This window comes from Mesorhizobium sp. M0340 (assembly GCF_040321535.1).
Taxonomy (GTDB): Bacteria; Pseudomonadota; Alphaproteobacteria; order Rhizobiales; family Rhizobiaceae; genus Mesorhizobium.
On record NZ_JAMYRR010000020.1, the window covers coordinates 19,157 to 43,027 of the forward strand.

Annotated in this window: 23 protein-coding genes and 2 pseudogenes; 17 read left to right on the forward strand and 8 right to left on the reverse strand. The window is 60.9% G+C overall.

All coding sequences use genetic code 11. From position 1 onward, the window contains the following. The first annotated feature begins 4 nt into the window (after positions 1–4). The 3 genes from NKI79_RS24580 to NKI79_RS24590 are packed head-to-tail and all read left to right on the forward strand — an operon-like array spanning position 5 to position 3,071. Complete coding sequence (locus NKI79_RS24580; RefSeq protein WP_352805213.1) at positions 5–1,102, forward strand: ABC transporter ATP-binding protein; 1,098 nt, start codon at positions 5–7, stop codon at positions 1,100–1,102. Between the two features lie 33 nt (positions 1,103–1,135). Then, positions 1,136–2,299 (forward strand): mandelate racemase/muconate lactonizing enzyme family protein, encoded by a 1,164-nt coding sequence (locus NKI79_RS24585; protein ID WP_352805216.1) that lies wholly within the window; start codon positions 1,136–1,138, stop codon positions 2,297–2,299. Positions 2,300–2,321: 22 nt separating this feature from the next. Further along, positions 2,322–3,071, forward strand: coding sequence for a ribonuclease activity regulator RraA (locus NKI79_RS24590; protein WP_352480356.1), 750 nt, complete (start codon positions 2,322–2,324; stop codon positions 3,069–3,071). 171 nt (positions 3,072–3,242) lie between these two features. Here the strand turns inward: NKI79_RS24590 and NKI79_RS24595 are convergent, their stop codons facing one another. Beyond that, positions 3,243–4,382 (reverse strand): mandelate racemase/muconate lactonizing enzyme family protein, encoded by a 1,140-nt coding sequence (locus NKI79_RS24595; protein ID WP_352805219.1) that lies wholly within the window; start codon positions 4,380–4,382, stop codon positions 3,243–3,245. A gap of 135 nt (positions 4,383–4,517) precedes the next feature. Here NKI79_RS24595 and NKI79_RS24600 point away from each other — a divergent pair, with 135 nt between their 5' ends. From NKI79_RS24600 to NKI79_RS24620, 5 genes and pseudogenes are all read left to right on the forward strand, one after another. Continuing rightward, positions 4,518–5,153, forward strand: coding sequence for a GntR family transcriptional regulator (locus tag NKI79_RS24600; protein ID WP_352805322.1), 636 nt, complete (start codon positions 4,518–4,520; stop codon positions 5,151–5,153). A gap of 116 nt (positions 5,154–5,269) precedes the next feature. Further along, positions 5,270–6,508 (forward strand): extracellular solute-binding protein, encoded by a 1,239-nt coding sequence (locus tag NKI79_RS24605; protein ID WP_352805221.1) that lies wholly within the window; start codon positions 5,270–5,272, stop codon positions 6,506–6,508. A gap of 129 nt (positions 6,509–6,637) precedes the next feature. Beyond that, positions 6,638–7,501 (forward strand): carbohydrate ABC transporter permease, encoded by an 864-nt coding sequence (locus NKI79_RS24610; protein WP_352805224.1) that lies wholly within the window; start codon positions 6,638–6,640, stop codon positions 7,499–7,501. After that, the gene (locus NKI79_RS24615) at positions 7,494–8,339 is read left to right on the forward strand and encodes a carbohydrate ABC transporter permease (protein ID WP_352805226.1); all 846 of its coding nucleotides are present in this window, start codon (positions 7,494–7,496) and stop codon (positions 8,337–8,339) included. Before NKI79_RS24610 ends, NKI79_RS24615 begins: the two co-directional genes overlap by 8 nt. 10 nt (positions 8,340–8,349) lie before the next feature. Then, positions 8,350–9,428: pseudogene (locus tag NKI79_RS24620) on the forward strand (ABC transporter ATP-binding protein). 123 nt (positions 9,429–9,551) lie between these two features. Here NKI79_RS24620 and NKI79_RS24625 read toward each other — a convergent pair. The 3 genes from NKI79_RS24625 to NKI79_RS24635 are packed head-to-tail and all read right to left on the reverse strand — an operon-like array spanning position 9,552 to position 13,115. Beyond that, positions 9,552–10,373, reverse strand: a complete 822-nt coding sequence (locus NKI79_RS24625) for an alpha/beta hydrolase (protein ID WP_352805229.1) — start codon at positions 10,371–10,373, stop codon at positions 9,552–9,554. A 9-nt stretch (positions 10,374–10,382) separates the two neighbouring features. After that, a complete protein-coding gene (locus NKI79_RS24630; RefSeq protein ID WP_352805232.1) occupies positions 10,383–11,870 on the reverse strand; it encodes an NAD-dependent succinate-semialdehyde dehydrogenase in 1,488 nt (495 codons plus the stop codon). Positions 11,871–11,888: 18 nt separating this feature from the next. Beyond that, positions 11,889–13,115, reverse strand: a complete 1,227-nt coding sequence (locus NKI79_RS24635; protein ID WP_352805233.1) for an iron-containing alcohol dehydrogenase — start codon at positions 13,113–13,115, stop codon at positions 11,889–11,891. A gap of 188 nt (positions 13,116–13,303) precedes the next feature. On the opposite strand from NKI79_RS24635, the gene NKI79_RS24640 reads away from it, so the two are divergent. Both NKI79_RS24640 and NKI79_RS24645 read left to right on the forward strand, forming a co-directional pair. After that, a complete protein-coding gene (locus NKI79_RS24640; RefSeq protein WP_352739437.1) occupies positions 13,304–14,005 on the forward strand; it encodes a GntR family transcriptional regulator in 702 nt (233 codons plus the stop codon). A gap of 153 nt (positions 14,006–14,158) precedes the next feature. After that, the gene (locus NKI79_RS24645) at positions 14,159–14,752 is read left to right on the forward strand and encodes a DJ-1/PfpI family protein (protein WP_352805234.1); all 594 of its coding nucleotides are present in this window, start codon (positions 14,159–14,161) and stop codon (positions 14,750–14,752) included. A gap of 54 nt (positions 14,753–14,806) precedes the next feature. Here the strand turns inward: NKI79_RS24645 and NKI79_RS24650 are convergent, their stop codons facing one another. Then, positions 14,807–15,718, reverse strand: coding sequence for a GntR family transcriptional regulator (locus tag NKI79_RS24650; protein WP_352480346.1), 912 nt, complete (start codon positions 15,716–15,718; stop codon positions 14,807–14,809). A 168-nt stretch (positions 15,719–15,886) separates the two neighbouring features. On the opposite strand from NKI79_RS24650, the gene NKI79_RS24655 reads away from it, so the two are divergent. The 7 genes and pseudogenes from NKI79_RS24655 (at position 15,887) to NKI79_RS24685 (ending at position 20,844) form a co-directional block, all read left to right on the forward strand. Continuing rightward, positions 15,887–16,939 (forward strand): ABC transporter permease, encoded by a 1,053-nt coding sequence (locus NKI79_RS24655; protein ID WP_352480345.1) that lies wholly within the window; start codon positions 15,887–15,889, stop codon positions 16,937–16,939. Beyond that, complete coding sequence (locus NKI79_RS24660; protein WP_352480344.1) at positions 16,936–17,718, forward strand: ATP-binding cassette domain-containing protein; 783 nt, start codon at positions 16,936–16,938, stop codon at positions 17,716–17,718. The genes NKI79_RS24655 and NKI79_RS24660 overlap by 4 nt, the downstream gene beginning before the upstream one ends. Positions 17,719–17,812: 94 nt before the next feature. Continuing rightward, entirely contained in the window at positions 17,813–18,727 is a 915-nt protein-coding gene (locus NKI79_RS24665; RefSeq protein WP_352480343.1) for a sugar ABC transporter substrate-binding protein, read from the forward strand. Positions 18,728–18,822: 95 nt separating this feature from the next. Continuing rightward, the gene (locus NKI79_RS24670; RefSeq protein WP_352805324.1) at positions 18,823–19,848 is read left to right on the forward strand and encodes a zinc-binding alcohol dehydrogenase family protein; all 1,026 of its coding nucleotides are present in this window, start codon (positions 18,823–18,825) and stop codon (positions 19,846–19,848) included. A gap of 75 nt (positions 19,849–19,923) precedes the next feature. Further along, positions 19,924–20,049, forward strand: a pseudogene (locus NKI79_RS24675) (EamA family transporter); the annotation flags it as partial. Positions 20,050–20,182: 133 nt separating this feature from the next. Next, entirely contained in the window at positions 20,183–20,410 is a 228-nt protein-coding gene (locus NKI79_RS24680; RefSeq protein WP_352479447.1) for a CopG family transcriptional regulator, read from the forward strand. Continuing rightward, positions 20,407–20,844, forward strand: a complete 438-nt coding sequence (locus tag NKI79_RS24685) for a TA system VapC family ribonuclease toxin (RefSeq protein WP_352805236.1) — start codon at positions 20,407–20,409, stop codon at positions 20,842–20,844. Before NKI79_RS24680 ends, NKI79_RS24685 begins: the two co-directional genes overlap by 4 nt. A 704-nt stretch (positions 20,845–21,548) precedes the next feature. On the opposite strand, the gene NKI79_RS24690 is transcribed toward NKI79_RS24685, so the two are convergent. From NKI79_RS24690 to NKI79_RS24700, 3 genes are all read right to left on the reverse strand, one after another. Beyond that, positions 21,549–22,004 carry a type II toxin-antitoxin system VapC family toxin gene (locus NKI79_RS24690; protein ID WP_254819863.1) on the reverse strand — a complete coding sequence of 152 codons (456 nt, stop codon included), beginning with the start codon at positions 22,002–22,004 and terminating at the stop codon, positions 21,549–21,551. Further along, positions 21,985–22,227 (reverse strand): type II toxin-antitoxin system Phd/YefM family antitoxin, encoded by a 243-nt coding sequence (locus tag NKI79_RS24695; protein ID WP_292653697.1) that lies wholly within the window; start codon positions 22,225–22,227, stop codon positions 21,985–21,987. Before NKI79_RS24695 ends, NKI79_RS24690 begins: the two co-directional genes overlap by 20 nt. A gap of 508 nt (positions 22,228–22,735) precedes the next feature. Further along, the gene (locus NKI79_RS24700; protein ID WP_352479450.1) at positions 22,736–23,863 is read right to left on the reverse strand and encodes an NAD(P)/FAD-dependent oxidoreductase; all 1,128 of its coding nucleotides are present in this window, start codon (positions 23,861–23,863) and stop codon (positions 22,736–22,738) included. Positions 23,864–23,871 lie beyond the last annotated feature (8 nt).

Genomic DNA, 23,871 nt, shown 5'->3' on the forward strand with positions numbered 1-23,871 from the left:
GCCGATGGCCCACGTGGTCCTCCAAGATCTCGTCAAGAGCTATGGCAGCTTCAAAGCTGTCAACCACGTCTCACTGACGGTCAATGACGGCGAGTTCGTTGCGCTCGTCGGCCCTTCAGGCTGCGGCAAGACAACCACGCTCAATCTCGTCGCCGGGCTGACCCCGATTACATCGGGCGACATCATCATCGGCGAGCGGGTGGTCAACGACCTCGACCCCAAGGACCGGGACATCGCAATGGTGTTCCAGAACTACGCGCTCTACCCGCAGAAATCGGTCTACAAGAACCTGGCGTTCCCGCTTCAGATGCGCAAACTCCCCAGGGACGAGATCGACAAGAAGGTCAAGGAAGCGGCGCGAGTGCTCGACATGACGCATCTGCTCGAGCGCAAGCCGCGCGAACTTTCGGGCGGACAGCAGCAGCGTGTGGCCCTTGGCCGTGCCCTCGTTCGCGACCCCGCCGTGTTCCTCATGGACGAGCCACTGTCTAACCTCGATGCCAAACTGCGCGTGCAGATGCGGTCGGAGATCAAGCGTTTCCACCAGGACCTCAAGGCGACGATCATCTATGTGACGCACGACCAGCTCGAAGCCGTGACCATGGCTGATAAGATGGCGGTGATGAATGGAGGCTACCTGCAGCAATACGATTCACCCGCGCAGGTCTTTGCCCATCCGGTGAACATGTTCGTGGCCAGCTTCATCGGCAGCCCGGCAATGAGCCTCATTCCGCTAGAGGCCTCGATGGCAAACGGCAACACGGTGCTGACCGGCGCCGAGGGCTGGCGCCTTGAGCTCTCAGCGCGCAATGCCCAGAAGGTGGCGAAAGCGACGACCCGGAAAGTCGTGCTCGGCGCACGTCACTCGACGATCAAGCTCCACAAGAGTGGGGTACCAGGCAGCGTCCCTGCCAAGGCCTATACGGTGGAGCCGACCGGCGACGTCACCTTCGTTCAGGCGTTCCTGTCCGGCGCCATCGTCAACGTCAGCGTGCCGCCGAACATTGCCGTCGCGCCCGACGAGCAAATCTGGCTCGAGTTCGACCAGGAGCGGATGCATCTGTTCGACGGCGAAACCGAAATGGCCCTCAAGGCCAACTGAGATAGCGCGAATGCGCGTGAAACGTGGGCGTGTATGACTGAGAAGCTTAAGATCACCGCGATCAAGCCCTATCCGGTGTGGGTGGGGACCCGCAATCAGATGCTCGTCAAGATCGAGACCGACCAAGGCATCTTCGGCTGGGGCGAGAGCGGCTTGAGCGGTCGCGAGAGGGCCGTGGCCGGCACGGTCGAGCACTATCGCGAGTTTCTCATTGGCCGCGACCCGATGCAGATCGGGCGGATCTGGCAGGAAGTTTACCGCAGCCAGTACTTCGAAGGTGGGCGAGTCCTTCAGGCGGCGATTTCCGCCATCGATATCGCCCTTCACGACGTCAAGGGCAAGGCGCTGGGCGTGCCGGTCTATGAGCTGCTGGGCGGCAAGCAGCGCGACCGCATCCCCACCTTCGCCTCGACCGGCGACGAGGCCGAAGGCGATGTTGCCATCGAACGGGCGCGCGAGCTTCGCGCACAGGGGTGGCAGGCAATCCGCTTCTTCCCTTTCGGGCAAAACAGCAAGGACATCTTCGAGCCGCGCGAGTCGATCGGCGCTACCGCGAGTATGCTGAACAAGGCGCGCGAGGCGTTGGGCGGCGACGTGGTCCTCGGCCTCGACTATCATCATCGGCTGTCGGTGGCAGAGGCGGCGAGCTTCTGCAACAGGCTCGGCCGCGGCGTGCTTGATTTCCTCGAGGAGCCGATACGGGCCGAGACGCCGGAGGCCTATGAATCACTGCGCACGATGACCGACATCCCCTTTGCCATAGGCGAGGAATTTGCCAGCAAGTGGCAGTTCCTGCCCTACATCGAGCGCGGCATCCATCAGTTCAACCGGATCGATGTCTGCAATGTCGGCGGGCTCACCGAGGCGATGAAAATCGCTGGCTGGAGCGAGGCGCATTATGTGGACCTGATGCCGCACAATCCGCTTGGTCCAGTGTGCACCGCCGCGACCGTGCATCTCGCTGCAGCGGTACCCAACTTCGCGTGGCTCGAGACCAGGGCGCCCGAAACAAAGCTGGGCTTCGACAATTCCGACTTCTTCCCCGTGCAACCACGGCTCGACGGGACCGATTACCCGGTCGGCGATCTGCCGGGGCTCGGCGTCGAGGTCAACGAAGTTGCAGTCCAGGCGCAAAGTCTGCGTTTCTGGGAAGCGCCTCACCTTAGGCGCCGCGACGGTTCTGTTACGAACTGGTAGTTCCATTCAATCGGAGTCCACAATGACGCATACTTCCGACATCATGCGGCCGCCTAAAGACCTGATCGACGCACTCAGGGAGATCGGCGCCGCGACGGTTGCCGGCACGCTTGGCCACATGGGCTTCCGCAATCCGCACATGGTCGGTCCGGTGGCGCAAAACCACGGGAAGTCGATCGTCGGGCCGGCGCTGACGCTGCAGTTTCTGCCGCAGCGGCCGGACCTCTTCACCGAGGGAGAATATGCCGATCCGGAGACGCAACTGCACCGGCACGTGCTCTATCACGCGCAGGAGGGCGATGTCGTCGTGGTCGACGCGCGCGGCGACATGAGCTCGGGCGTCTTCGGCGATATGATGTCGACGTATTTCAAGGGCAGGGGCGGGGCGGGTATCGTCATCGACGGGTGCATGCGCGACCGGCCCAATGTCGAAAAGCTCGATTTGCCCCTATGGCTGCGCGGCTGGACGCCAAACTATCATGTGCAGACCAGCATCTATCCCAATGCCGTCAACGTCCCGATTGCCTGCGGCGGTGTCACGGTGATCCCCGGCGACATCATCGTCGCCGACGACGACGGCGTGGTGGTGCTTCCCGTCGTGATGGCCCCGAAGGTGATCGAAGAATCACGGAAGCATCACGATTGGGAGGAGTTTTCGCGAGCGAAGCTCATGGAGGGCGGGCCGTTGCAACGCTACTATCCGCTGCATGACGATGCCCGCGGGGAGTACGAGGAGTGGCGCAAAGCAAACCGCCCCGAGAACCCGAGTTAGCGCATCGGCTACCTCGTGGCGGGCGGCAGAGCTTATGGCGGCTTCGCCACGGTTGCTCCCGCAGAGGAGGTACGTGGGCGGCGAAGTGCCGCTTGGAAGACGCTCTCCCAAAAAACAGTGCAGGCCGTGAATTGCGCCATGCATCGCCAACTCCCAAGCTGGCCCGGTCACTCACTTGGTAGGGAGGCGTGCATTTTCTGGCACGGTACCCAGCTCCGAGCGTATCAGGCGCCTTGGTCTCATCCATTCGCTGCGCGCTTTTTCGGACAGTACCAATCCATGGCCAGGTCGATCGGGCGCATAGGCGTAGCCGTCGCGGATTTCGATGGGCTGCTCCACCAGATGATCGAAGTTCTGAAACGAATATTCCAGCCATTCGACTTCAGGAAGCGCGACCGCCATGTGCACGCCGATCTCCAGAAAGGTGTTGCCGATGCTGACCGGGATGCCGAGCTCGGCGGCCAGCCAACCGATGCGCATAACATCGGTGACTTGACCGTGGACATTCAGGATGTCGGCTGCGTGGGCTTCCAGAAGAAGCCGTTTGCCTTGAAAATCCAGATACTCGCCGCTGTTGATCTGAGTCCATGTTATTGCCTGCCTGAGCATTCTCAATCCTTCGTGGTCATGACGCAGGATTGGATCCTCGACCCAGAGAAGATCGTGACCGGCATCGTGGATCGCCACCAATTTCATTAGCGCTTCCTTCGAAGACCATGCCTCGTTCGGGTCGATCATGATTTCCGAGCCTGCCGGCACACAGGATTTCAACAGCTCCAGGCGCCGCAGATCGCGACCGAAATCCGGGTGGCCGACCTTGATCTTGAAAGCGGAATAGCCAAGCGATGCCGCGTGGGAAAACAAGGAAACGAAAGCATCATCGTCGAGGTGAAAATCAAGGCCACTGGCGTAGGCTTTCACACGGTTGCGACGACTGCCGAGCAGCACGTGAAGGGGCAGGCCAGCTTCCTTTGCCGCAAGGTCCCAAAGCGCCACCTGAACCGCTTCATGAAAAGGCAGGGAGTACGGCCGCTGATTGCCGCCGCGCGGGCGGTTCACGCGATGAATCAGGGCGATCGCCTTGTGTCCTTTCAGGGCCGGCCAAACCTCGTTTTCGAAAACGGTCTCAATCTCGATCTGGTCGGGCAGGGGATTGAAGAGCGTCTGGATGAAGCCAAGTCCCACCTCACCACTTTTCGAAACGAGTTCCAGCGCGGCGACGTTTACATCGTCGGCTCGAACCTGACTGTCCCCGATTACCCGGTCGCGGGCGAACTGAAATCGGGTTATACGAAAATGCGAAAGGCTCATCACAGGGGCTTTCTGATCGTTTAGTGTAAGAAGCTGATCTATCAGTCTAGATGTCTCAGTACCGAATCAACGGAGGTGCCGCAAGTGGCGGGCAAAGCAAAAGCCATCTCTCATACCCTGGTGGCGGCCACCCGAATGAGCGATGTTGCCTACGAAAGAATTCTGGAACGCTTGTTCGACAGGCGCGTTCCGGTCGGGGCATTCGTTTCGCAGAGCGAACTGTCCGCGATCGTTGACGTGCCCGTCGCCCCGCTTCGTGACGCTCTGCGCAAGCTTGAAGCGGAAGGAATTCTCACCATCCATCCACGCTCCGGAATCCAGTTCATAAAACCTGGAATGGAGCTCACGCGCGCCACCTACCAATTCCGCGCCATCATCGAGCGCTCGGCAATTCGCGTCTTTGCCGAGCAGGGCGATGAAGCCATCATGAATGCCTTGGAAATGCGGCACTCCCGGCTGGTCCGGCGCATCGAACGGGAGGGTGTGGGAGAGGAGCAACTGGAGGAGATGGATGCGCTTGAGGGAGAACTGCATGGCGCAATCATCGGCGCGCTGCGCAATCCCTTGATCGACAGCACCTATCGGCGCATGCACAATTATCTGCGCCTGTTGCGGCTGGACAGCAAACTCACCTCGCCGATCATGATCCGGACGCTCAAGGAGCACCTCGACATCCTTGAGGCTTGCAGCACCAGAAATGCCGACGCTGCCGAAGCAAAGCTGCAGTCCCATTTCCAGGCGGCCATGCAGCGGAACCTTGGTCTGGTCTGACACGTCGTCGTTTGCCATTTGCCTCTCCCGCGCGGTTGCACGGCTTGGGAAATGATGTTACCCAACACTCCAACTGATCGATCAGTCTGCTGATCTGATATTTTGGAGGACGTCGCATGGAGTTGAACAAGAGGCAGTTTCTAGTGGGTTCGGCGGCTCTCGCGATGGCAGGGCGCATTGGTGGTGCCCGTGCCGCGAGTGCCATCAGTTACTGGCACCACTTCACCAGTCAGTCGGAAATGGCCAGCTTGCTCAAGATCATCGGGTTGTTTCAGGCGGCGAATGCAGATGTGGCGGTAACCCAGGAGAACATCCCGAACTCGGAATATATGGCCAAGGTTTCATCGGCCGTGCTGGCCGGCGGGCGCCCCGATACCGCCATGGTGATCGCCGAGCTCTTCGCCGATCTTACCGCGATGGAGGGATTGATCGACCTTACCGAGCACGTGAATGGGTGGGCGGGCAAGGCGAACTTTCCCGACAACCGCTGGACCGGGCTTTCCAGCAATGGCGCAATCTATGCGGTTCCCGCCTTCGCCTTCGTTGACTGGATGTACTACCGCGCAGACTATTTCGAGGAAGCTGGGCTGGCGGGGCCACCGCGAAATTTCGACGAATTCCTGCAGGCATGCCGCAAGCTGACCAATCCTTCGAAGGGCAGGTATGCCTTCGGCATGCGCGCCGGCGCCGGCGGTTTCAAATATGTCATCGATGTCATGGAGGCGTTCGGCTCGCCGATCGTCAAGGACGGGCAGCCGGCCATCGACAAGGCCGCCGCGATCAAGGCGATAACGTTCTATTCCGATCTCTTCCTGAAGGAAAAGGTCGTGCCGCCGAGCGCGCCCCACGACAGCTACCGTCAGATCATGGAGGCCTTCCGCACCGGGCAGACTGCGATGGTGTGGCATCATACCGGTTCGCTGAACGAAATCTCGAGTGCGATGAAGCAGGGCGAACAATTCTCGACCGCGCCTATGCCGGCCGGTCCGAAGGCGCATGTCGCTCGCGTCGCGTACGCCGGCAACGGCGTCATGAAGGAAGACAATATCGAGGCTGCCTGGCGGTGGGTGAGTTTCTGGGGCCAAACAGACGCTGCCTTGGCCCTGCTCGAGGGGACCGGCTATTTTCCGGCTTCCGCCGCTGCGCTGCAGGATCAGCGGATAACCGGCAATCCGATCTATAGTGCGGCGACGGAAACGCTCAAGTTCGGACGCCTGCCGAACAATTTCATCGGCGCCGCGGGCTGGTCCGAAAATGTCGTCAATCCCGCTTTCCAGTCGGTGCTGACAGGTCAGTCGACGCCGGAACAGGCGGTGGACCGCATGATCCAGGGCCTGGAGGCGGCGCTCCGCTGATCCCCGCGCCTGCAGCCGTACTCAGAACGCAACGGGACGGTGCTTTCGCATCGCAGATTCATGACAACAACCTCGAGCAGACATCTGCCTTGGCGGGCTCTCGGCGAACTGTCCGAGACCCGATACTGGATGTATTTGCTGCTCCTTCCCAGCCTCGCCCTTATCCTTCTCGTGATCGCCTATCCAACGCTTTACGGCATGGCCATCAGCTTTCGCGAGATGCGTCTGACGCGTCCCGGGTTGGATGGCTGGGTGGGCGTCAAACATTATGTGGCGATGTGGTCAGACCCGGTCTTCTGGATCGCATTGAAGAACACAGTCGTGTGGGTTGCTGCCGCGGTCGCGCTGGAACTGTCGCTTGGTCTTCTCGCCGCGACAGCTCTCAATAGGGATTTGCCAGGCACGAAAATCTTCGCCGTGCTCATCCTGCTTCCCTATTTCCTGCCCAACGTCGTGGCGGGCCATATGTGGGCCTTGCTGCTCGATCCGCGGCTCGGAGTGATCAACGATCTTCTTGTCCGGATAGGCGTCCTGCAGTCCTACAAGGCGTGGTTTGCTGATCCCAACACTGCCCTTGCGGCGACCATTCTCGTCGAGGCCTGGCATGGGTTTCCATTCTTCGCGCTGCTGCTGCTCGCGGGCCTGAAAGGTATTCCCGAGGATCTCTATAAGGCAGCGGCGGTCGACGGCGCGGGCCTGGCGGCGCAGCTCAGGTTGATCACTTTGCCCATGCTCAAGACTGTCATCGCGGCGGCGGTGATCCTGCGCGTCATCGGTCTGGTCAATTCGCCCGATCTGCTCCTCATTCTCACTGGCGGCGGACCGGGAGATGCCACGCAGGTGCTGTCGTTGTATGCCTTTCAGACCGCCTACAAGGAATTCAATTTCGGCTACGCATCCGCCCTGTCGGTGGTGATGTTCGTGACCCTGATGATCTTCGCGGCCGGCTACATCCGCATCTCCAGGATTACCGAAGGACAGGGCGATGATTGAAAGTAAGCGTCAGCGGCGGATGATCGCGAACATCGCCACCTACATCGTGCTCGCAAGCCTGACGGTGTTCTGCATCGGTCCGATGATCTGGATGTTCCTGACATCCCTCAAATATGAGGCCGACATTGTCACCCAGACGATGCAGTACCTTCCGAGCCGCGTTACCTTCGACAATTATGTCGCCATCTGGACGCAGTCAGGTTTCCCGCGGCTTATAGGCAACAGCCTCGTCGTTACCTTCCTGACGGTGACGGTCTGCGTCGTCACGGGCACGCTTGCCGCCTATGCATTCTCTCGCTTCGCGTTTCGAGGCCGGGATCAGCTCATGCTCGGCTATCTTGTCGTTCGCATGTTCCCGGCAGTCATGATAATCATTCCCCTTTACGTCGTTATGCGCGGTGTGGGGCTCGTGGACAGCCGTTTCGGCCTAGCGCTTGCCTATACGAGCTTCCTGCTGCCGCTGTTCGTATGGATGCTCAAGGGGTTCTTCGATTCCGCACCTAAGGAACTCGAGAGCGCCGCACGCATCGACGGCTCGACAAGGCTTGGCGCCATGGTCCGTATCGTCATGCCCCTTGCGCGGAATGGCCTGGTCGCAAGTTCGGTGTTCATTGCTATCGCGGCCTGGAACGAGTTCCTGTTCGCCCTGATGCTCACGACCGGGCAGGGGTCCCGCACCTGGCCCGTGGGCCTGCAACTAATGGTCGGAGAGTTCCAGCTTCCCTGGGGCGTTCTGGCGGCAGGCGGCATTCTCAGCATCATCCCGGTCATCGTGCTCTTCGCGATCGTCCAGCGAACCATGGTCCAGGGGCTGACCGCAGGCGCCATCAAAGGTTAGGAGTAGTCGCATGGCGACACTTTCCATCAGGGACGTGCGCAAGTCCTATGGCTCGGTACAGGTTCTTCACGGAGTCGACATCGAGCTCGAGGACGGAGGCTTTCTGGTTCTGCTCGGGCCGTCCGGATGCGGCAAGTCGACCTTGCTCAACATCATTGCCGGCCTCGACGACACCTCCGGCGGTGACATCCTGATCGGGGGACGCTCGGTCCTCGACCTTGCACCCAAGGACCGCAATATCGCGATGGTGTTCCAATCCTACGCGCTTTATCCCACCATGTCGGTCGCGAGGAATATCGGCTTCGGATTGGAAATGCGTAGCGTGGGCGCCGACCAGCGCAAGCGCGCCGTGGAAGATGCCGCGCGAATGTTGCAAATCTCGCATCTGCTCGACCGACGCCCCGCCAACCTTTCGGGCGGACAGCGACAACGCGTTGCGATGGGCCGCGCGATCGTGCGTGACCCGGAGCTGTTCCTCTTCGACGAGCCGTTGTCCAATCTCGATGCCAAGCTTCGCGTGGAAATGCGCACGGAGATCAAGCGCCTGCACGAGCGTCTCGGCACGAGCATCGTCTATGTCACGCATGATCAGATCGAGGCGATGACGCTGGGCACAAGGTGGCCGTCATGAAAGGCGGCTACATCCAGCAATTGGACGACCCGCGCACCATCTATGAACGGCCCGCCAATATGTTCGTGGCAAGTTTCATCGGATCTCCGGCAATGAACTTCCTTGCCGGACGACTGGTCCCGGATTCGGAGGGTGTCCGGTTTCAAGCGAGCGGAGTATCGATCGTGTTGCCGACGCGGAACCGGCCGGTGGACTCTGAGCGAGCGGTGGTGCTGGGCATACGGCCTGAAGAGCTGAGGACCGTTCCGCACAATCGAGCTTCGATCATGGGGGAGATCGATGTGGTAGAGCCCACCGGGCCTGAAACTATGGTGACGGTGCAGGTCGGCGAGCACGCGATCATCGCGCGCCTGCCGCCGAGGTTTGCCGGCCGGCGCAAAGAGCCAATATGTCTTGCCGTGGATCCAGCGAGCGTCAACCTGTTCGATCCGGATAGCGGACAGCGCATCGACATTTAGGGTTGGATATCAAGCGGCTGGACGCAGTGGCGCAGGGTTCCGCGATCTCGCCCCGAAACTCATCTGGAGCGAGTGCGGACCGCTTGCCGTCAACCTGCGTTGACCGGCATCTCGGCAGGGTAGTCAGCAGGCCGTGGCGATCAGTTTTGCCAGGCAATCGGCAGCCTCAGTCCCCGGCACGCCAAGATCTCTGACACTGTCCATGTGGTTGCGGTTCGAGAGCACATGCGACGTTACCAACGATCCCTGCCGCAGCAAGCTTGCTTTGAATCGATCGGCTTGCTGATGGAAGGGTGGCGTCTCGTTGGCTCCGACCAGAACCGCCGTCTTGGTTCGAGGATCATGCCGATAAGCGAGAGGTGTGAACATGGCGACTTCCTCGTCGGTGATTCCAATCTCGTTGGCGAGAAAGGAATCCTGGAGCGGCTTCAAATCATAGAGCCCGCTCAACAGAAGGGCTGCCCTCACATTCGAGGGGGTATGCTCTCCCTCGAACAGAAACGTTGCAAGATGTGCTCCTGCCGAATGACCACTGACAGTCAGGGCCATCGGGTTTCCACCATGATCGGCGACGTTGGCCAGGACCCACTGCTTGGCGCGGCGCACCTGGTCGACGATCGTCGCCATTCGGACCTTGGGCATCAGAGCGTAATCAAGGATGACGGCAATGGCCCCGGCCTGGGTAATCGTCGTCGCCATATATGAATAATCGCGCTTGGAGAACATTCTCCAGTAGCCGCCATGGGCAAAGATGTGCACTGGCAGGGCCGTTCTTTTGCACGCGGGAAAGAACAGGTCCATGGTTTCGGTCGGATCCGGTCCGTAGGCCACGTCAGCGGTCATCGCAATAGTGGCGCGGGCGGCGTCGCTGCGATCAACGAAGTCCTGCACGATTTCGTCAAAATCCGCGACGTGGTCGCGTATACGAAAGGGGTCGCCTTGCATTTCGTCTGCTCACATGCTGATGGCGAGGTATTTCGCCTCCATGAATTCCGCAACGCCGTGATGCTGCCCTCCCTCGCGGCCGAGCCCGCTCTGCTTGACGCCGCCGAAGGGGGCTGCCGGATCGGACATCAGCCCGCGGTTGAGAGCAATCATCCCGGCCTCGATCCGGGAGGCCACCCGCATCCCGCGCGCCAGATCGCGCGTGTAGATGTAGGCAGCAAGCCCATATTCAGTGTCATTGGCGCGCGCGATGACCTCGGCCTCGGTTTCGAAGCTGGAGATTGGCGCCACCGGCCCGAATATCTCCTCATGCGCCATCTTTGCCTCGCCTGGCACGTCGCGAAGCACTGTAGGGGGGTAGAAGAAGCCACGTCCGGCCAGGACTGAGCCGCCGCACATGACCCGCGCGCCGCGTTCGACCGCGTCGGTGACAAGGCGGTCTATCTTCTCGACCGCCTGTTTCGTAATCATTGGCCCGCATTCCGTGTCCGGATCAGTGCCGGGGCCGACTTTGAGCGACGACATCCGCTTCTCGAGGCCATCCGAGAAGGCTTCGTAGATGCCGGATTGCACGTAGAGGCGGTTCGCGGCGGTGCAGGCCTCGCCAGCGTTGCGCATCTTGGCCACCATTGCGCCATCGAGCGCCGCTTCGAGATCGGCGTCGTCGAACACGACAAAAGGGGCATTGCCTCCGAGCTCCATGGAACACGAAACGACATGCCTGGCAGCTTCTGCCAGCAGAGCGCGACCCACACCCGTCGAACCGGTGAAGGAGAGTTTGCGCACCCGCGGATCGGCCAGCATGGCGGCTGTCAAAGACCCGGGACTGGAGGTTGTCAGGACGTTGACCACCCCCGGTGGAACGCCTGCGTCCTGGTAGAGCGCGGCCAGCGCGTAGGCGGTAAGCGGGGTCTCACTGGCCGGCTTCAGGATCACCGTACATCCAGCGGCAAGTGCCGGCGCGATCTTGCGCGTCGCCATTGCGGCAGGAAAATTCCAGGGCGTGATCAGGACGCAGATGCCGATCGGTTCGTAGTCGACCACGATGCGGTTGGTGCCGGAAGGCGCAGTACCGAATTCACCGGTAATGCGAACCGCCTCCTCGGCATTCCAACGGAAAAACTCCGCGGCGTAAGCGATCTCGCCTCGGGCATCCCGCAGGGCCTTGCCATTTTCCAATGCGATGAGAGTAGCCAGCGCTTCCGATCGTTCCGTCATCAGTTCAAAGCAGCGTCGGAGGATCTCGGAGCGCTTTCGCGGCGACGTTGTCCGCCAGCCATGAGCTGCCTGGGCAGCGGCGGCAACGGCGGCGGCCGCGTCCTCCAAGGTCGCATCGGGTACGGCAGCGATGATGGCTTCCGTCGAGGGATCGATAACCGGAATTACCTTGCCATCCGCGGACCGCCGCCATTGGCCGTCAATATAGAGCCCGTGCGAAATTGTGTGGAAGTCGCTGACGCCCTGATCATCCGACAGAACCTGTGAAAACGTGTTCATCTCGATATTCCCGATTGTTTACACCGCGCAGCTGGCGAGGTCGCCATCAAAGGCGGCCTGGATCAGGCGTCGCATGGACCTCAAATCGAATGGCCGCGGATTGTTCTTGATGAGGCGCTCGATACCGATCGCTTGTTCCGCCGTCCAATCGAGCTTGTCGGCGGGCAGCCCTAGCTCGGCCAACGAGGGGGTGATCCCGATTGCCCCAAACAGGCGACTGACCTCGCCAATGGTCGCGTCGGCCAACTCGTCGGGCGTCCGGCCCTTTCCATCGAGACAGAGCGCGCCGGCGATCTCGGCCATCTCGGTCGCTGCGGCTGTTCTGTTGTACTTCATGACATACGGCAACATGGTGGCGACACCCAATCCGTGAGCGGTGTGGGTTATCGCGCCGACCGGGTATTGTACGGCGTGCGCTGCCGCCGTGCCGGCCGTTCCGAACGCGCAGCCGGCTGCAAGTGCGCCCATCATCACGTCGGCCCGGGCGTCCTCGTCAGAGGGCCGGCGGTATGCCGTTTCGAGGCTTCGGCCAAGCAGCTTGATCGCCAGCAGGGCGAAATGATCGGTCAAGACGGTTTTGCCGATAAAGACATGTTTCTGCGGAAGGCCGGGATCGGTTCCGCGCCTGGCGGCGGTGAAGGCCTCGATTGCATGCGTCAGCGCATCGGCGCCTGCGATCGCCGTCAATCGCGGCGGGCATGTCATCGTCAGTTCAGGGTCGCATATGGCTGCGGCCGCGATCAGATAAGGGCTGGAGATGCCGACCTTCAGTGTGCGATCCGGATCCGAGATCACGGCAACCGGGGTCACTTCAGAGCCGGTTCCGGCTGTCGTCGGCACCGCGATCAACGGCAGCGTTGGACCGGGCACCTTGAACTCGCCGTAGTAATCCTGGAGCTGACCGCCGTGGCTGATGAGCAACGCGGCGCATTTGGCCATGTCGAGACAACTGCCGCCGCCAATGCCGATCACCATGTCGGGAGCGAACTTCCGCGCCTCCTCGACGCAGACGGCAACCGTGTCTCGGGGAACGTCGGGTAGTACTCGGTCATGCACCAGCACATCTATCGCGGCGGCTCGCAGCGCCGCGACAATCTCCGCGAACGGGCCCGTTGCGGCAAAACGTTCATCGGTGCAGACGAGCGCGCGACGCCCGAGCCTGGCCGCGACAACCGGAATGACGTGGCGTTGGCCCTTCCCGAAGAGGATTTCGCGCGGCAGCCTTATGGCAGCGAAAAGGCTCATGACCTGCATCCTGTGATGATGTCTGGAAAGGCTGCGGGCGCGGCACGCTGCTCCCGCAGGGCCACCGCTAACGCCATTGTTTCGTCTCGTAACGGCGCCAAATGATATCCTCTATAAAATCGTATAGGATATAGGATTGCATTGGCCCGAGCATCGTGTTAGCAACTCAATGTGTCAAGAGGCAAAACATGCAGGCCATTAACTTACTCAATGCAGACGATACGAACCTCGGCGGCGGGCGTATCCAGCGCTCCAGCAGCCTGGTTGAGGACGTCTACGAAGCGATTTTTGCGCAACTCATGTCGCTGAAGATTGCGCCGGGCTCGCGCATCACGGTCGACAGCCTGGTCAAGGAATTCAACGTCTCCCACACGCCGATCCGCGAGGCGCTCGGCCGGCTCGAGGGCGAAGGCCTGGTGCTGAAGACGCATCTGATCGGTTACCGCGCTGCGCCGCAGATCACGAAACGGCGGTTCGACGAACTCTACGAGCTTCGCCTGCTGCTAGAGCCTCATGGTGCAGCAAAGGCAGCGGTGCTCATGGATGAGGTAAAGCTCGCACAACTTCAGAAATCCGCCGGCGTCATGGCGCGCCATGAGGGCAAGGACGAGCGCCTGCGGTATTCCAACTTCGCCCGCCAGGATGCCATTTTCCATGACAAGGTCATGGAATTCGCCAACAACGAACTCGTGCGCGAGACACTGGCTCACCAGCATACCCACTTCCACATATTTCGCCTGATGTTCCATTCGCGCGTCACCGAGGAGGCGCTTGACGAGCATGAGGCCATTCTGGCCGCTTTCGCTGCGGCCGATCCTGCTGCTGCCGAGCAGGCGATGCGTCGCCATATCGAGCATTCCCGCGACCGTTTGTTGTTGGCGTTCGACTGAGACTGTCCCGATGTCCCCGTACCCGCCATCGACGATCATCACGCAGCCCAGTGCCAACGAAGACTACTTCCCCGATTCACCCTTCTAGAAACTCAAGCTTACCGGGCGAGTACAGGTCTCGCCCGGCCCCGTTCTCACAGGAAAGGAAGTACCATGCCAGGCAAAAAGATCCTGATGCTGACCGGTGAATTCACCGAGGAATACGAAATCTTCGTCTACCAGCAGGCTATGGAAGCGGTGGGCCACACCGTTCACGTCGTGTGCCCAGACAAAAGCGCCGGAGACCTGATCAAAACATCGCTGCACGATTTCGAGGGCGATCAGACCTACACCGAAAAGCTCGGCCACTATGCACTGATCAACAAGACCTTCTCCGACGCCGAGAAGCAGCTGGAGCAATACCACGCTGTTTACTGCGCTGGCGGTCGTGGGCCCGAATACATTCGCACGGACAAGCGCGTCCAGACGATGGTGCGCCACTTCCACGAAAGCAGGAAGCCGATTTTCACGATTTGCCACGGCGTGCAGATCCTGATCGCGGTAGATGGCGTCGTGCGTGGCAAGAAGGTCGGCGCACTGGCGGCATGCGAGCCGGAGGTGACGCTTGCGGGCGGCACCTATATCGACCTGTCTCCGACGGAGGCATATGTGGACGGGACGATGGTTTCGGCAAAAGGTTGGACGGCGCTTGCTGCGTTCATCCGCGAATGCCTGAAGGTGCTGGGAACCGAAATCCGCCACGCGTAGACCTTTGCTCCGACGCATCTCAAACGGGGGTGCGTCGGTTGCGAAAGTCTTTCGCTATGCATTGATGCTCGTTTCATCAAATCGGGTAAGCGAACGCATCAGTGTTTTCCTTGCTGAAGCCAGATGCGCTCGGCAGGCCACTTCAATCCGAGTGGAGTTGCGGCTCTCAAGCGCATCGATATAGGCGATGTGTTCGTGGATCGCGGCAAGGTTGCGCTGCTTTTCGTCCTGCTTGTTCCATTGATAGTGATAGTGAAAAATGAACGTGATGATGTCGTAGAAATCGTCGATGAAGCGGTTCGGAGATGCCTCGTTTATGAGCCGGTGAAACCGGTTGTCCAGGCCGGAGAAGTCGTGAAAACGGCTTTCAATTCGCTCCAGCAGGTCGGCATGCGCCATCTTGAGCGCGGCGAGTTTCGACCATAGCGGGGAACGGTCCGGCTGCAGTGAAAACAGGTGTGCCGAACGCAGTTCGAACATCACCCGGATCTCGAAGAGCTCAAGTGCAAAGTCTTCGGTGAAACCCTTGAAAAGCCAGCCTGTATTCGGCCTTTTCTCGATCAGCCCAAACCGGCTGAAGCGGATCAAGAATTCGCGAATTCCGTTGGTCGCGACGCCGAATTGGCGCGCAAGCTCGAGCTCATTGATGCTGGTGCCGGGCCTGGTGTCACCCCGCAGCATCCACTCCATGAATTGCTGTTCGACATGCTTGGCGCGAGGCGTGGTTTCGGCGTCCGGATAGTAGTCGTTGTCGCTGACCGGGCGGCCCGTCGACCTGAGGCCGTGGCGTTCGGTGATAAGTTCGCGGTGAACCAGTTCCCGCAAAACCTTTCTGACGGTTGTGCGGCTGACGCACATTCGCCGTCTAAGCTCATTTTCGGAAGGAAGTTCACCGGCCAGTTGCCCGTCGCGCAACATATTCGCAGCTCGATTGAAGGCCTTCTTGTAGACGGTGTCGGTTCTCATCGGATTTTCCTTGGGAACAATACCTTGTCCTTTTTAGCATGAACTTTATCCATAAAAAACAACTTGACCCGGCCGGGCCGGTTGTTTTTTATCGATAAGAAGAGGACCTGAACACAAATTGAGTTTTTGACGACGCGGCTCGTACGGGCCGCGGCGGGGAGGGGAAATTTGCCTGAAACGGGAAACACCGGCACGACTGTCGGCGAGGCCGCGTTGCCAGCATCCAGGAAGTCAGAAGCCGTTCCCGGCCTTGCGCTCGGCCTGATGCTGCTGAGCGCTGGTCCGGTGGTCATCCTCGTGCTGCTGATCGCCGTCCTCAGCTTTCTGTCGCCCTATTTCCTGACAGGTCGCAATCTCGGCAACATCCTGGCCCAGACCGCCGTCATCTCGGTTGTCGCGATGGGTCAGCATCTGGTCATCCTGACACGCGGCATCGATCTCTCCGTCGGTTCGAACCTTGCACTGGCTTCCGTCGTCGGCGCGCTGAGCTTTCATGCCGGCGCCCCTGCCTTCGTTGTGATCGCGGTGATGGTTGGCTGCGGTGGCGCGGTCGGCGCCGTCAACGGGCTGTTCTACGTCTTCGGCCGACTGCCGCATCCCTTCATCATCACGCTGGCAACATTGAGCATCGCCAAGGGGCTGGCCCTGCAACTGGCCGATGGGCGCGCCATCCCTGGCATGCCGGATTCGATCGATGCGCTTGGCCGCGAGGCGGTTTGGGGCCTGCCTGGATCGGTTTTCGTGGTTGCAGGCGTTGCCGCGGTCCTTTTCATCATGGCCAAAACCATGGTCTGGGGGCGCTGGATTTATGCCGTCGGCGGCCGGCCCGACGCCGCGCTGCGCATGGGTATTCCCGTGTCCTGGGTGCTGGTTTCGGTCTATGTGATCTCAGGACTGTGCGCCGGCATCGGTTCCGTCATACTTGCCGGCCGTACCGACGCCGGTTCGCCGCTGTTCGGCAATCTGCTCGAACTGGACACGATTGCGGCCGTGATCATTGGCGGCGCCAGCTTTCTTGGCGGTCGCGGCCACCTCGGCCATGCCCTGATCGGCGCCATCATGATCGGCGTCATTCGCAACGCGCTCAACCTGCTCAACGTCAACGTCTTTTTCCAGCTCATCGTCATCGGCGTGGTCATCGTGATCGCGGTCGAGTCCGACGTGCTGCGCAATTACCTCGAAGGGCGTGTGCGTGTCCTGCAAGCCGGGAGGCAGTCATGAGCGCCGTTGCGGCCAAAGTCGATCACGCCGCCTCCGACCATCCCGTTTTGGCGGTACGCGGTGCTACCAAGCGTTTCGGTTCGGTGCTGGCCCTGGACGACGTCAGCATCGAGGTGCGGCGCGGCGAGATCGTTGGCCTGCTCGGCGACAATGGCGCGGGTAAGTCGACGCTGACCAAATGCATCAGCGGGGTGCACCAACTCGATGCCGGCGCGATCCTGTTGGACGGCGCGCCAACGCAGATACGCTCCCCTGCGGATGCGCGCTTCGCCGGCATCGAGACCGTCTACCAGGATCTGGCGCTGTTCGACAATCTGACACCGGGGCAGAACTTCTTCGCCGGCCGCGAGCTGGCTGGCCCGCAATGGCTTCCGCGCGGCCTGCGGTTTCTGCAGCAGCGCCGGATGGACGCCGAGACCCGCGCTCTGCTGGCAAATCTGAAGGTTACCTTGCCGCGGCTGGATGCCGTCGTCGCCATGATGTCTGGCGGTCAAAGGCAAGCGATCGCCGTGGCCCGCTCGACCGTGTTCGCCCGCAAGGTTGTCATTCTGGATGAGCCGACCGCCGCACTCGGCCTGCGTGAATCACGCCAGGTGCTCAATTTGGTCGCTGCGCTCCGCGACCAAGGCAATGCCGTCATCCTGATCACTCACAACATGGAACACGTCGTCGAGCTCGCCGATCGCGCGGTGGTGCTTCGCCAGGGCCGCAAAGTCGGCGAACTGGTGCCGACCAAGGGCAACAAACAGGAACTGGTTTCCATGATCGTTGGAGCCTGACCCGTTCGAAATTTGGGGACCTTTCAGGTCCGCAAATGCCTGAAGCGTCTCCCGCCGGGAGGCGTCTCAATCCAAGGGAGGAATACAAATGCCAATGAACCGAAAACTCTTCGCAGGGCTGGCGATCGCGATTGCGCTTTCCGTGCCGGCTTCGGCCGCAGACAAGATCAAGGTCGGCCTGATTACGAAATTCCCGGTGCCGTTCTACTCGACCATGGAGGACGCCGCCAAGAAATACGCGGCCGCTCATCCGGAGATCGAACTGGTCACCGGCCAGGGCCAGGCGGCTACCGACATTGAAGGCCAGATCGCTCTGATCGAATCCATGATCACGCAAGGCGTCAAGGGGCTGGCAATCACTCCAGTCGACCCGACGGTCGCGCCGGCGCTCGACAAGGCGGTGGCCGCCGGCATCAAGGTGGTTCTCGTCGACAACAGCATCCCTAACTGGAAAGGCCAGACGGCATTAGTCTCGACCAACAACCTCAACGGCGGCAAGATCGCCGGAGAGTATCTCAAGACGGTGCTCAAGAGCGGTGACAAGATCGGCATCTTGCAAGGCGTTCCCGGCGTGCCGGCTCTGGATGACCGGGTCACGGGCATGATGGAGGGACTGGGCGACGTCAAGGTCGATGTCGTCGGCAAAGGTGCAACCAACTGCACGCTGGAGCTTGGTACGTCAGTGACCGAAGACATCCTGACCGCCAATCCGGATCTCAAGGCAATCTACTCGGCCTGCGGCCCGCCGATCCCTGGCGCCGTCAAGTCGATCAGCAATGCCGGCATTGCCAACGACAACCTCATAGTGGTCGGCTTCGACGCGTGCTGCGGTGAGATCGAAGCGATCAAGTCGGGAGCAGAGGACGCCAGCGTAGCTCAATTTCCCGCGAAAATGGGTGAGCTTGGCATCGACACTGTCGTCAAGGCCATACGTGGCGAATCCGTCGAGGCCAATGTGGATACCGGCGCCGGACTGGTGACGCTGCAGAACGTCAAGGACTTCGAGTGATCCACCAGCGGGTCCGGCGGATTGCACCGCCGGACCACTTCCTGTTGCCGGACTCCAGCTTAGCAAGGGCGTGAACTGCAGTCATGGACCCCACCATCAAAGTCGTGCGATGCGCTGAGCCGGGCAGGCTGGTGTTTGAGGAGCAGCAGGCACCAGGCACTCCGCCCGAAGGCTGGGCACTGGTCGATGTCGCCTTTGTCGGGATATGCGGAACCGACTACCACATCTTCGAGGGCAGGCATCCTTATCTCGCCTATCCGCGCGTCATGGGCCATGAGGTTTCGGGAACGATCGCCGCAATCAACGCGCCTGTGGACCTGTCGGTCGGAGAGCAAATCCTCGTCAATCCCTATCTTACCTGCAGAAATTGTGCCGCCTGCCGCCAGGGCAAGCCGAACTGCTGCATGTCGATCGAGGTGCTTGGCGTGCACCGTGACGGTGCCATGAGTGAGCAGATTCTCGTGCCGGCGCAGAATTTGATTCCAGCGGCCGGCCTGTCACCGGTCGAGGCTGCCGCGGTCGAGTTTCTGGCCGTTGGTGCTCACGCGGTCCGCAGATCCATGGCGGGGCCGGGCAATCGCACCTTGGTTATCGGCGCCGGGCCGATCGGCCTCGGCACCGCGCTCTTTGCGCGTATGGCGCAACTCAACGTGACCGTCATGGACGTCGATGCCCAGCGGCTCGCCTTCACCGCAAGGCAATTGGGTTTCCTGGTGATCGACGGGTCGAAGGGATCGATCATCGAAACGATAGCCGAGCGAACTGCGGGAGCAGGTTTCGACGTCGTCTTCGACGCAACGGGAAACAGCCGTTCGATGCAGTCTGCCTTTGCCTATGTTGCCCATGGCGGTGTCATGGTGATGGTCAGCGTCGTGCCGGACGACATAACCTTCTCCGATCCAGAGTTCCACAAGCGGGAAATGATGCTGATCGGCAGTCGCAACGCGACGCGCGGGGATTTCCAGCACGTCATTGCCTCGATCCGCGCTGGGAAAATACCAATCGACCAGCTCGTCACCCACCGCACCACCCTGCGCGACAGCCCACGCGATATTGCGATCTGGGCGCAGCAGAAGCCCGGTCTGATCAAGGCCATTGTCGACGTAGCGGGATCTGGCTGACGTCAGCAACACAATCAAGATACTTCATCGCAGCCCTGGTGCTCCATTATGGGAGGGGGGTTGCTTGGTGACGCCAAGCTAAGTGTCGCGCTTGACACGGTATTCGGCGTGGTTTTCCTCAGTAAGCAATTCTCCCTGCCGAACTGGCTTGGCGTTTCACTGATTGCAGCGGGCGCAGTTCTCGTCGCATACAAAGGTTGAAGCCGCGGAGCGACGATGCTTCCGGCGCAAAACGTGTTCCCCGCAAAGTCTGCCGGCTTTTCGCACCGCTTGAGTATCCGACGTCGGTAATCTATATGATGCGTGATGTTTGATGCGCCCCAAGGAGGGCGATATGAGAACCACACTGGCGATCGATGACGATGTCCTGGTCGCGGCCAAGGCCATCGCCCAGCAGCAGGATCGCAGCCTCGGCGAGGTCATCACCGATCTCGCACGGCGCTCGCTGCGCCGGCCTCAAGCCGGCGGCGAGCGTAACGGGATTCCTCTTCTGTCGCCTCGGCCGGATGCACCTCCTGTCACGCTTGAGACGGTCAACGCCTTGCGAGACGAACTGCCTTGACGTTCCTGCTCGATGTCAATGTACTGGTCGCGCTGATCGATCCTGGCCACGTCGCCCATGACGACGCCCATGGCTGGTTCGAAGTGACCGGTAACGGCGCATGGGCTACGTGTCCCATCACCGAAAACGGCGTCCTGCGCATCGTCGGCAACCAAAGATATCCCAATTGTCCCGGCTCGCCCGCCGTCGTTGCGCAAATCGTTAGCAAGTTGCGGACTCTGCACGGGCACAGCTTCTGGCCCGACGATGTGAGCCTGGTTGGCTCTGGCGATATCGATGCAGCGAAAATCCTGACCTCGGCACAGGTCACCGATACCTACCTTCTCGCGCTCGCCAAGGCGCGTGGCGGCCAGCTTGCAAGCTTTGACCGCAAGCTGTCGACGGCGGCTGTGAAGGGCGGGAAGTCTGCACTCCACCTGATTCCCACAAGGTAGACCACCGGGGTCTTAGTGTCTGTTCCCGCAGTTGAGGTAGGCGTAGCCGCGCAGCACCATCAGGCCGTTGCGCTCAGGCGCAAACGCGCGACCGTTGCTCGAAGGCCCGATTGTCTCGATATACCGCCTCTCATCGAAAGCGGTTGTTCTTGGGCTCCAGAAAGCCCGGCTCGGATTCTACACCGCGGCCACGATCCAAGGTCGCCTCAGCGTCGTTGGCCGGCTCGCGCTTCTTTCTGTTCCGGCCGCTTTTCCGGCGCCGGCCGTTTCGATGCTGCGCTCGCCGACAGTTGGATACGTGTGGATCGTCCCGACGCGGCTTGTGTCTGGCGCGCGGCTGCCTTGTCGGCGATGGTTCAATGGGTCGGCTATACCACTCCGGCCTCGTCGAAGGGATGAGGCGGCATGCCAGGAAAATCTGGCCCCCAGCATTGCAGCCACCCTTCCGCATATCGGCGCGTTATTGAATGCCAAGGCCCCTTGTGCCCTTTTTTGCGCAAACAGGATTTTTCCGTGTTGCCGGCCGACCGGCGGGGCAGGCCCCTCTGGGCACAAATGCCTTCCTGGCCAGATGCGCAGGTTGCCCAGGTCGTTGTCGGTCAAAGTTCGGCGAGAAAATCGCGGCGTCCAAGGGCAGCTCGGAATCGAGAGGGTCGAAGGCTTCGGCACGTCGAACAACATAGGCAGGTGGTCGAGCAAAGAGGTCAGTTTCCATTCGCGAGCGGCCCGAGAATTCGGACTCCCTGGCGGCGCGCGGCAAGTGCGAGCTTGCGATCGAGGGTGGCCAGCGGCAACTCGGTTTCGATTGCCAGCGCAAGATAGGCGGCGTCATAGGCGCTGAGCCCGTGCGAAGCCGCTAGCGTCAGCACCGCGCCGTCCGACCCGCCACCCGCATCCTCCAGCGGCAATCGGCGCAGCCGTGCCATGGTGGTGGCAGCTTCGCCCGCCGCGATGCGGCCACGCCGCTCGGCAATCAGTACGACGTTCCGCGCCTCGTGCCAGAACAGGGAAGGGACAGGCGCTGTTGTTCCCGGCAATTGTCGCATCAGGGCGGCCGCCGCCTCGCTGTCTTCATCAGGAAGAATCCAGGCAGCCGCCATGGAAAGGTCGACAACGAAAGGCATCAGACGATGATCGCCATCAAGCGCGGCGCCCTTCATCGCGCCAGGCCCGAATTTCGTCCTGCGTCACGGGCTTGGCGCGGGCGCGGGCAGCGCTGATCTCTTCGATCACGGCTTCGACGTCGTTGCGCCGTTGAATCCGCGACAGTTTAGCGATGGGATCGTTGCCGCGCGAAATAATCACCTCCTCGCCTGCTTCGACCCTTGAAAGCAGTTCCGAGAGATGCGTCTTGGCCTCGCCAACTTTCACCGTGATGGGCATTTCCTGTCCTTGTACGCGTCGGGGCCCTCGTGGCGAGCCGTGTTCATTACCGTTGAGCTGAGTGTGGATTACCCGACAATCGCTGTACACGACAATAGGCGCAATGCTGACACTTGGTCAAGGCTTGGTCAAGTCACTGGCCTGGACACTGGCGACCCCTCGCACGCCGCAAGGCGGGCCCTCTCTCAACAAGGTGAAATTTGTTCGTTCTGGTGGAACGGGGCTCATGATCGTGCGGGGTTATCTGGTTTTCGCGGATGCGGAGGCTTGCAACTTGTCGCGGTCAGCGCACTCCAGTGGATCGCGAGTGGCTATCTGACCATAATTTGCGGGGCATTCATCTTTGGGCGTGTCGCGCTTGGACGCGAAGCGCCGACATTCCTCGCCGTCTCTGTTGCCGTAAGACGACGTCCTGATCACGCGATCCTGTCACCCCTCTCTCGGTAAGGGCAAGATTCCCCAGGCCCGCGGCCCATCTGGACGGTTCGGCCTTGCCCCAATTGCCCTTTCAGCTGAAACGATTAGGGCGGAACGTTGCAAGCATGGGATGCGGATTGCCTGAGGCGATTTCTTTGGCAAGCAATTCGCCGACGATCAGTCCAAGCGTGGCGCCGCTGTGGCTAAAGGCGACGTGAAGCCCGGCAACGGTCTCGACGGAGCCAAGCACTGGCTCGCCGTCGCCAGGGATGGGCTTCGGGCCAACTGCATAGGTAGCGAGTTGGAGCCGCGGATTGCCCTCGAGCACGGCGCTGGCCTCCTCGAGCAGTCCTTTGACGGTCTTGTCGTGCACGGTGTAGGTTCCGTCGGAGTTGACCACGACTTCTTCCTCCGACCACGCCGAATCCAAAACAAGTGCGCCATCCGGCGTCGGGCGCACCGCCACGCGGGGCGTATTCAGCACGGCACGGAGCTCGGTCTTGATCGGCTTGGTCTTCAAGAGAAGTGAAATCGGGGTGGCGTCGGGGACATGAACTCCGATCTTCGCAAGCATGGCGGGCGTCGCTGGCCCAACGGCAAGCACCACTGCATCCGCCTCTAACGGCATACCGTCGGCAGTGACGACGCCACACGCGCGACCATCTGTGGTATCTATCCGCACGCGTCCAGCGTTCTGAACGAGTTTGCCGCCGCGGGAGCGGAACTCATTGAGCAGCAGATCGATCAGGCAGGGCAGGTCAACCCATCCTTCGCCAGGATTGAAAATGGCACCCTGCGGGGTGATGGCGCTGGCGTTGACGCCGGGCACCACTGCACCGACTTCGGCAGGGCCGATCAGAAGCGCGTGATAGCCAATATCCTGCTCCAGCTGGCAGATGGACGCGATCTGGTTCGTCTCATCATCCGCATCCCAGGTGAGGCCGCCGTCAAAGCGAAGCCACGATCCCGTTTCCGGCCTTGTGGCGGCCAGGGTCCGATAACGGTCGATGCCTGCAAGCCTCAAGCGGTGGTAGGCAGTGTCGGTACGTCGCGCTGAGTTCAGCCAGGAAAGTGAACGGCCGGATGCGCCATTGGCGGGCGCGCCGTCGTTGACAATGGTTACATCAACGCCAAGACGAGCAAGGTGCAAGGCGGAAGAGATTCCGAAGATGCCCGCGCCGATAACAACGACATGGCGGGGCTTTGGGAATGCAGTCATAGAGAAAT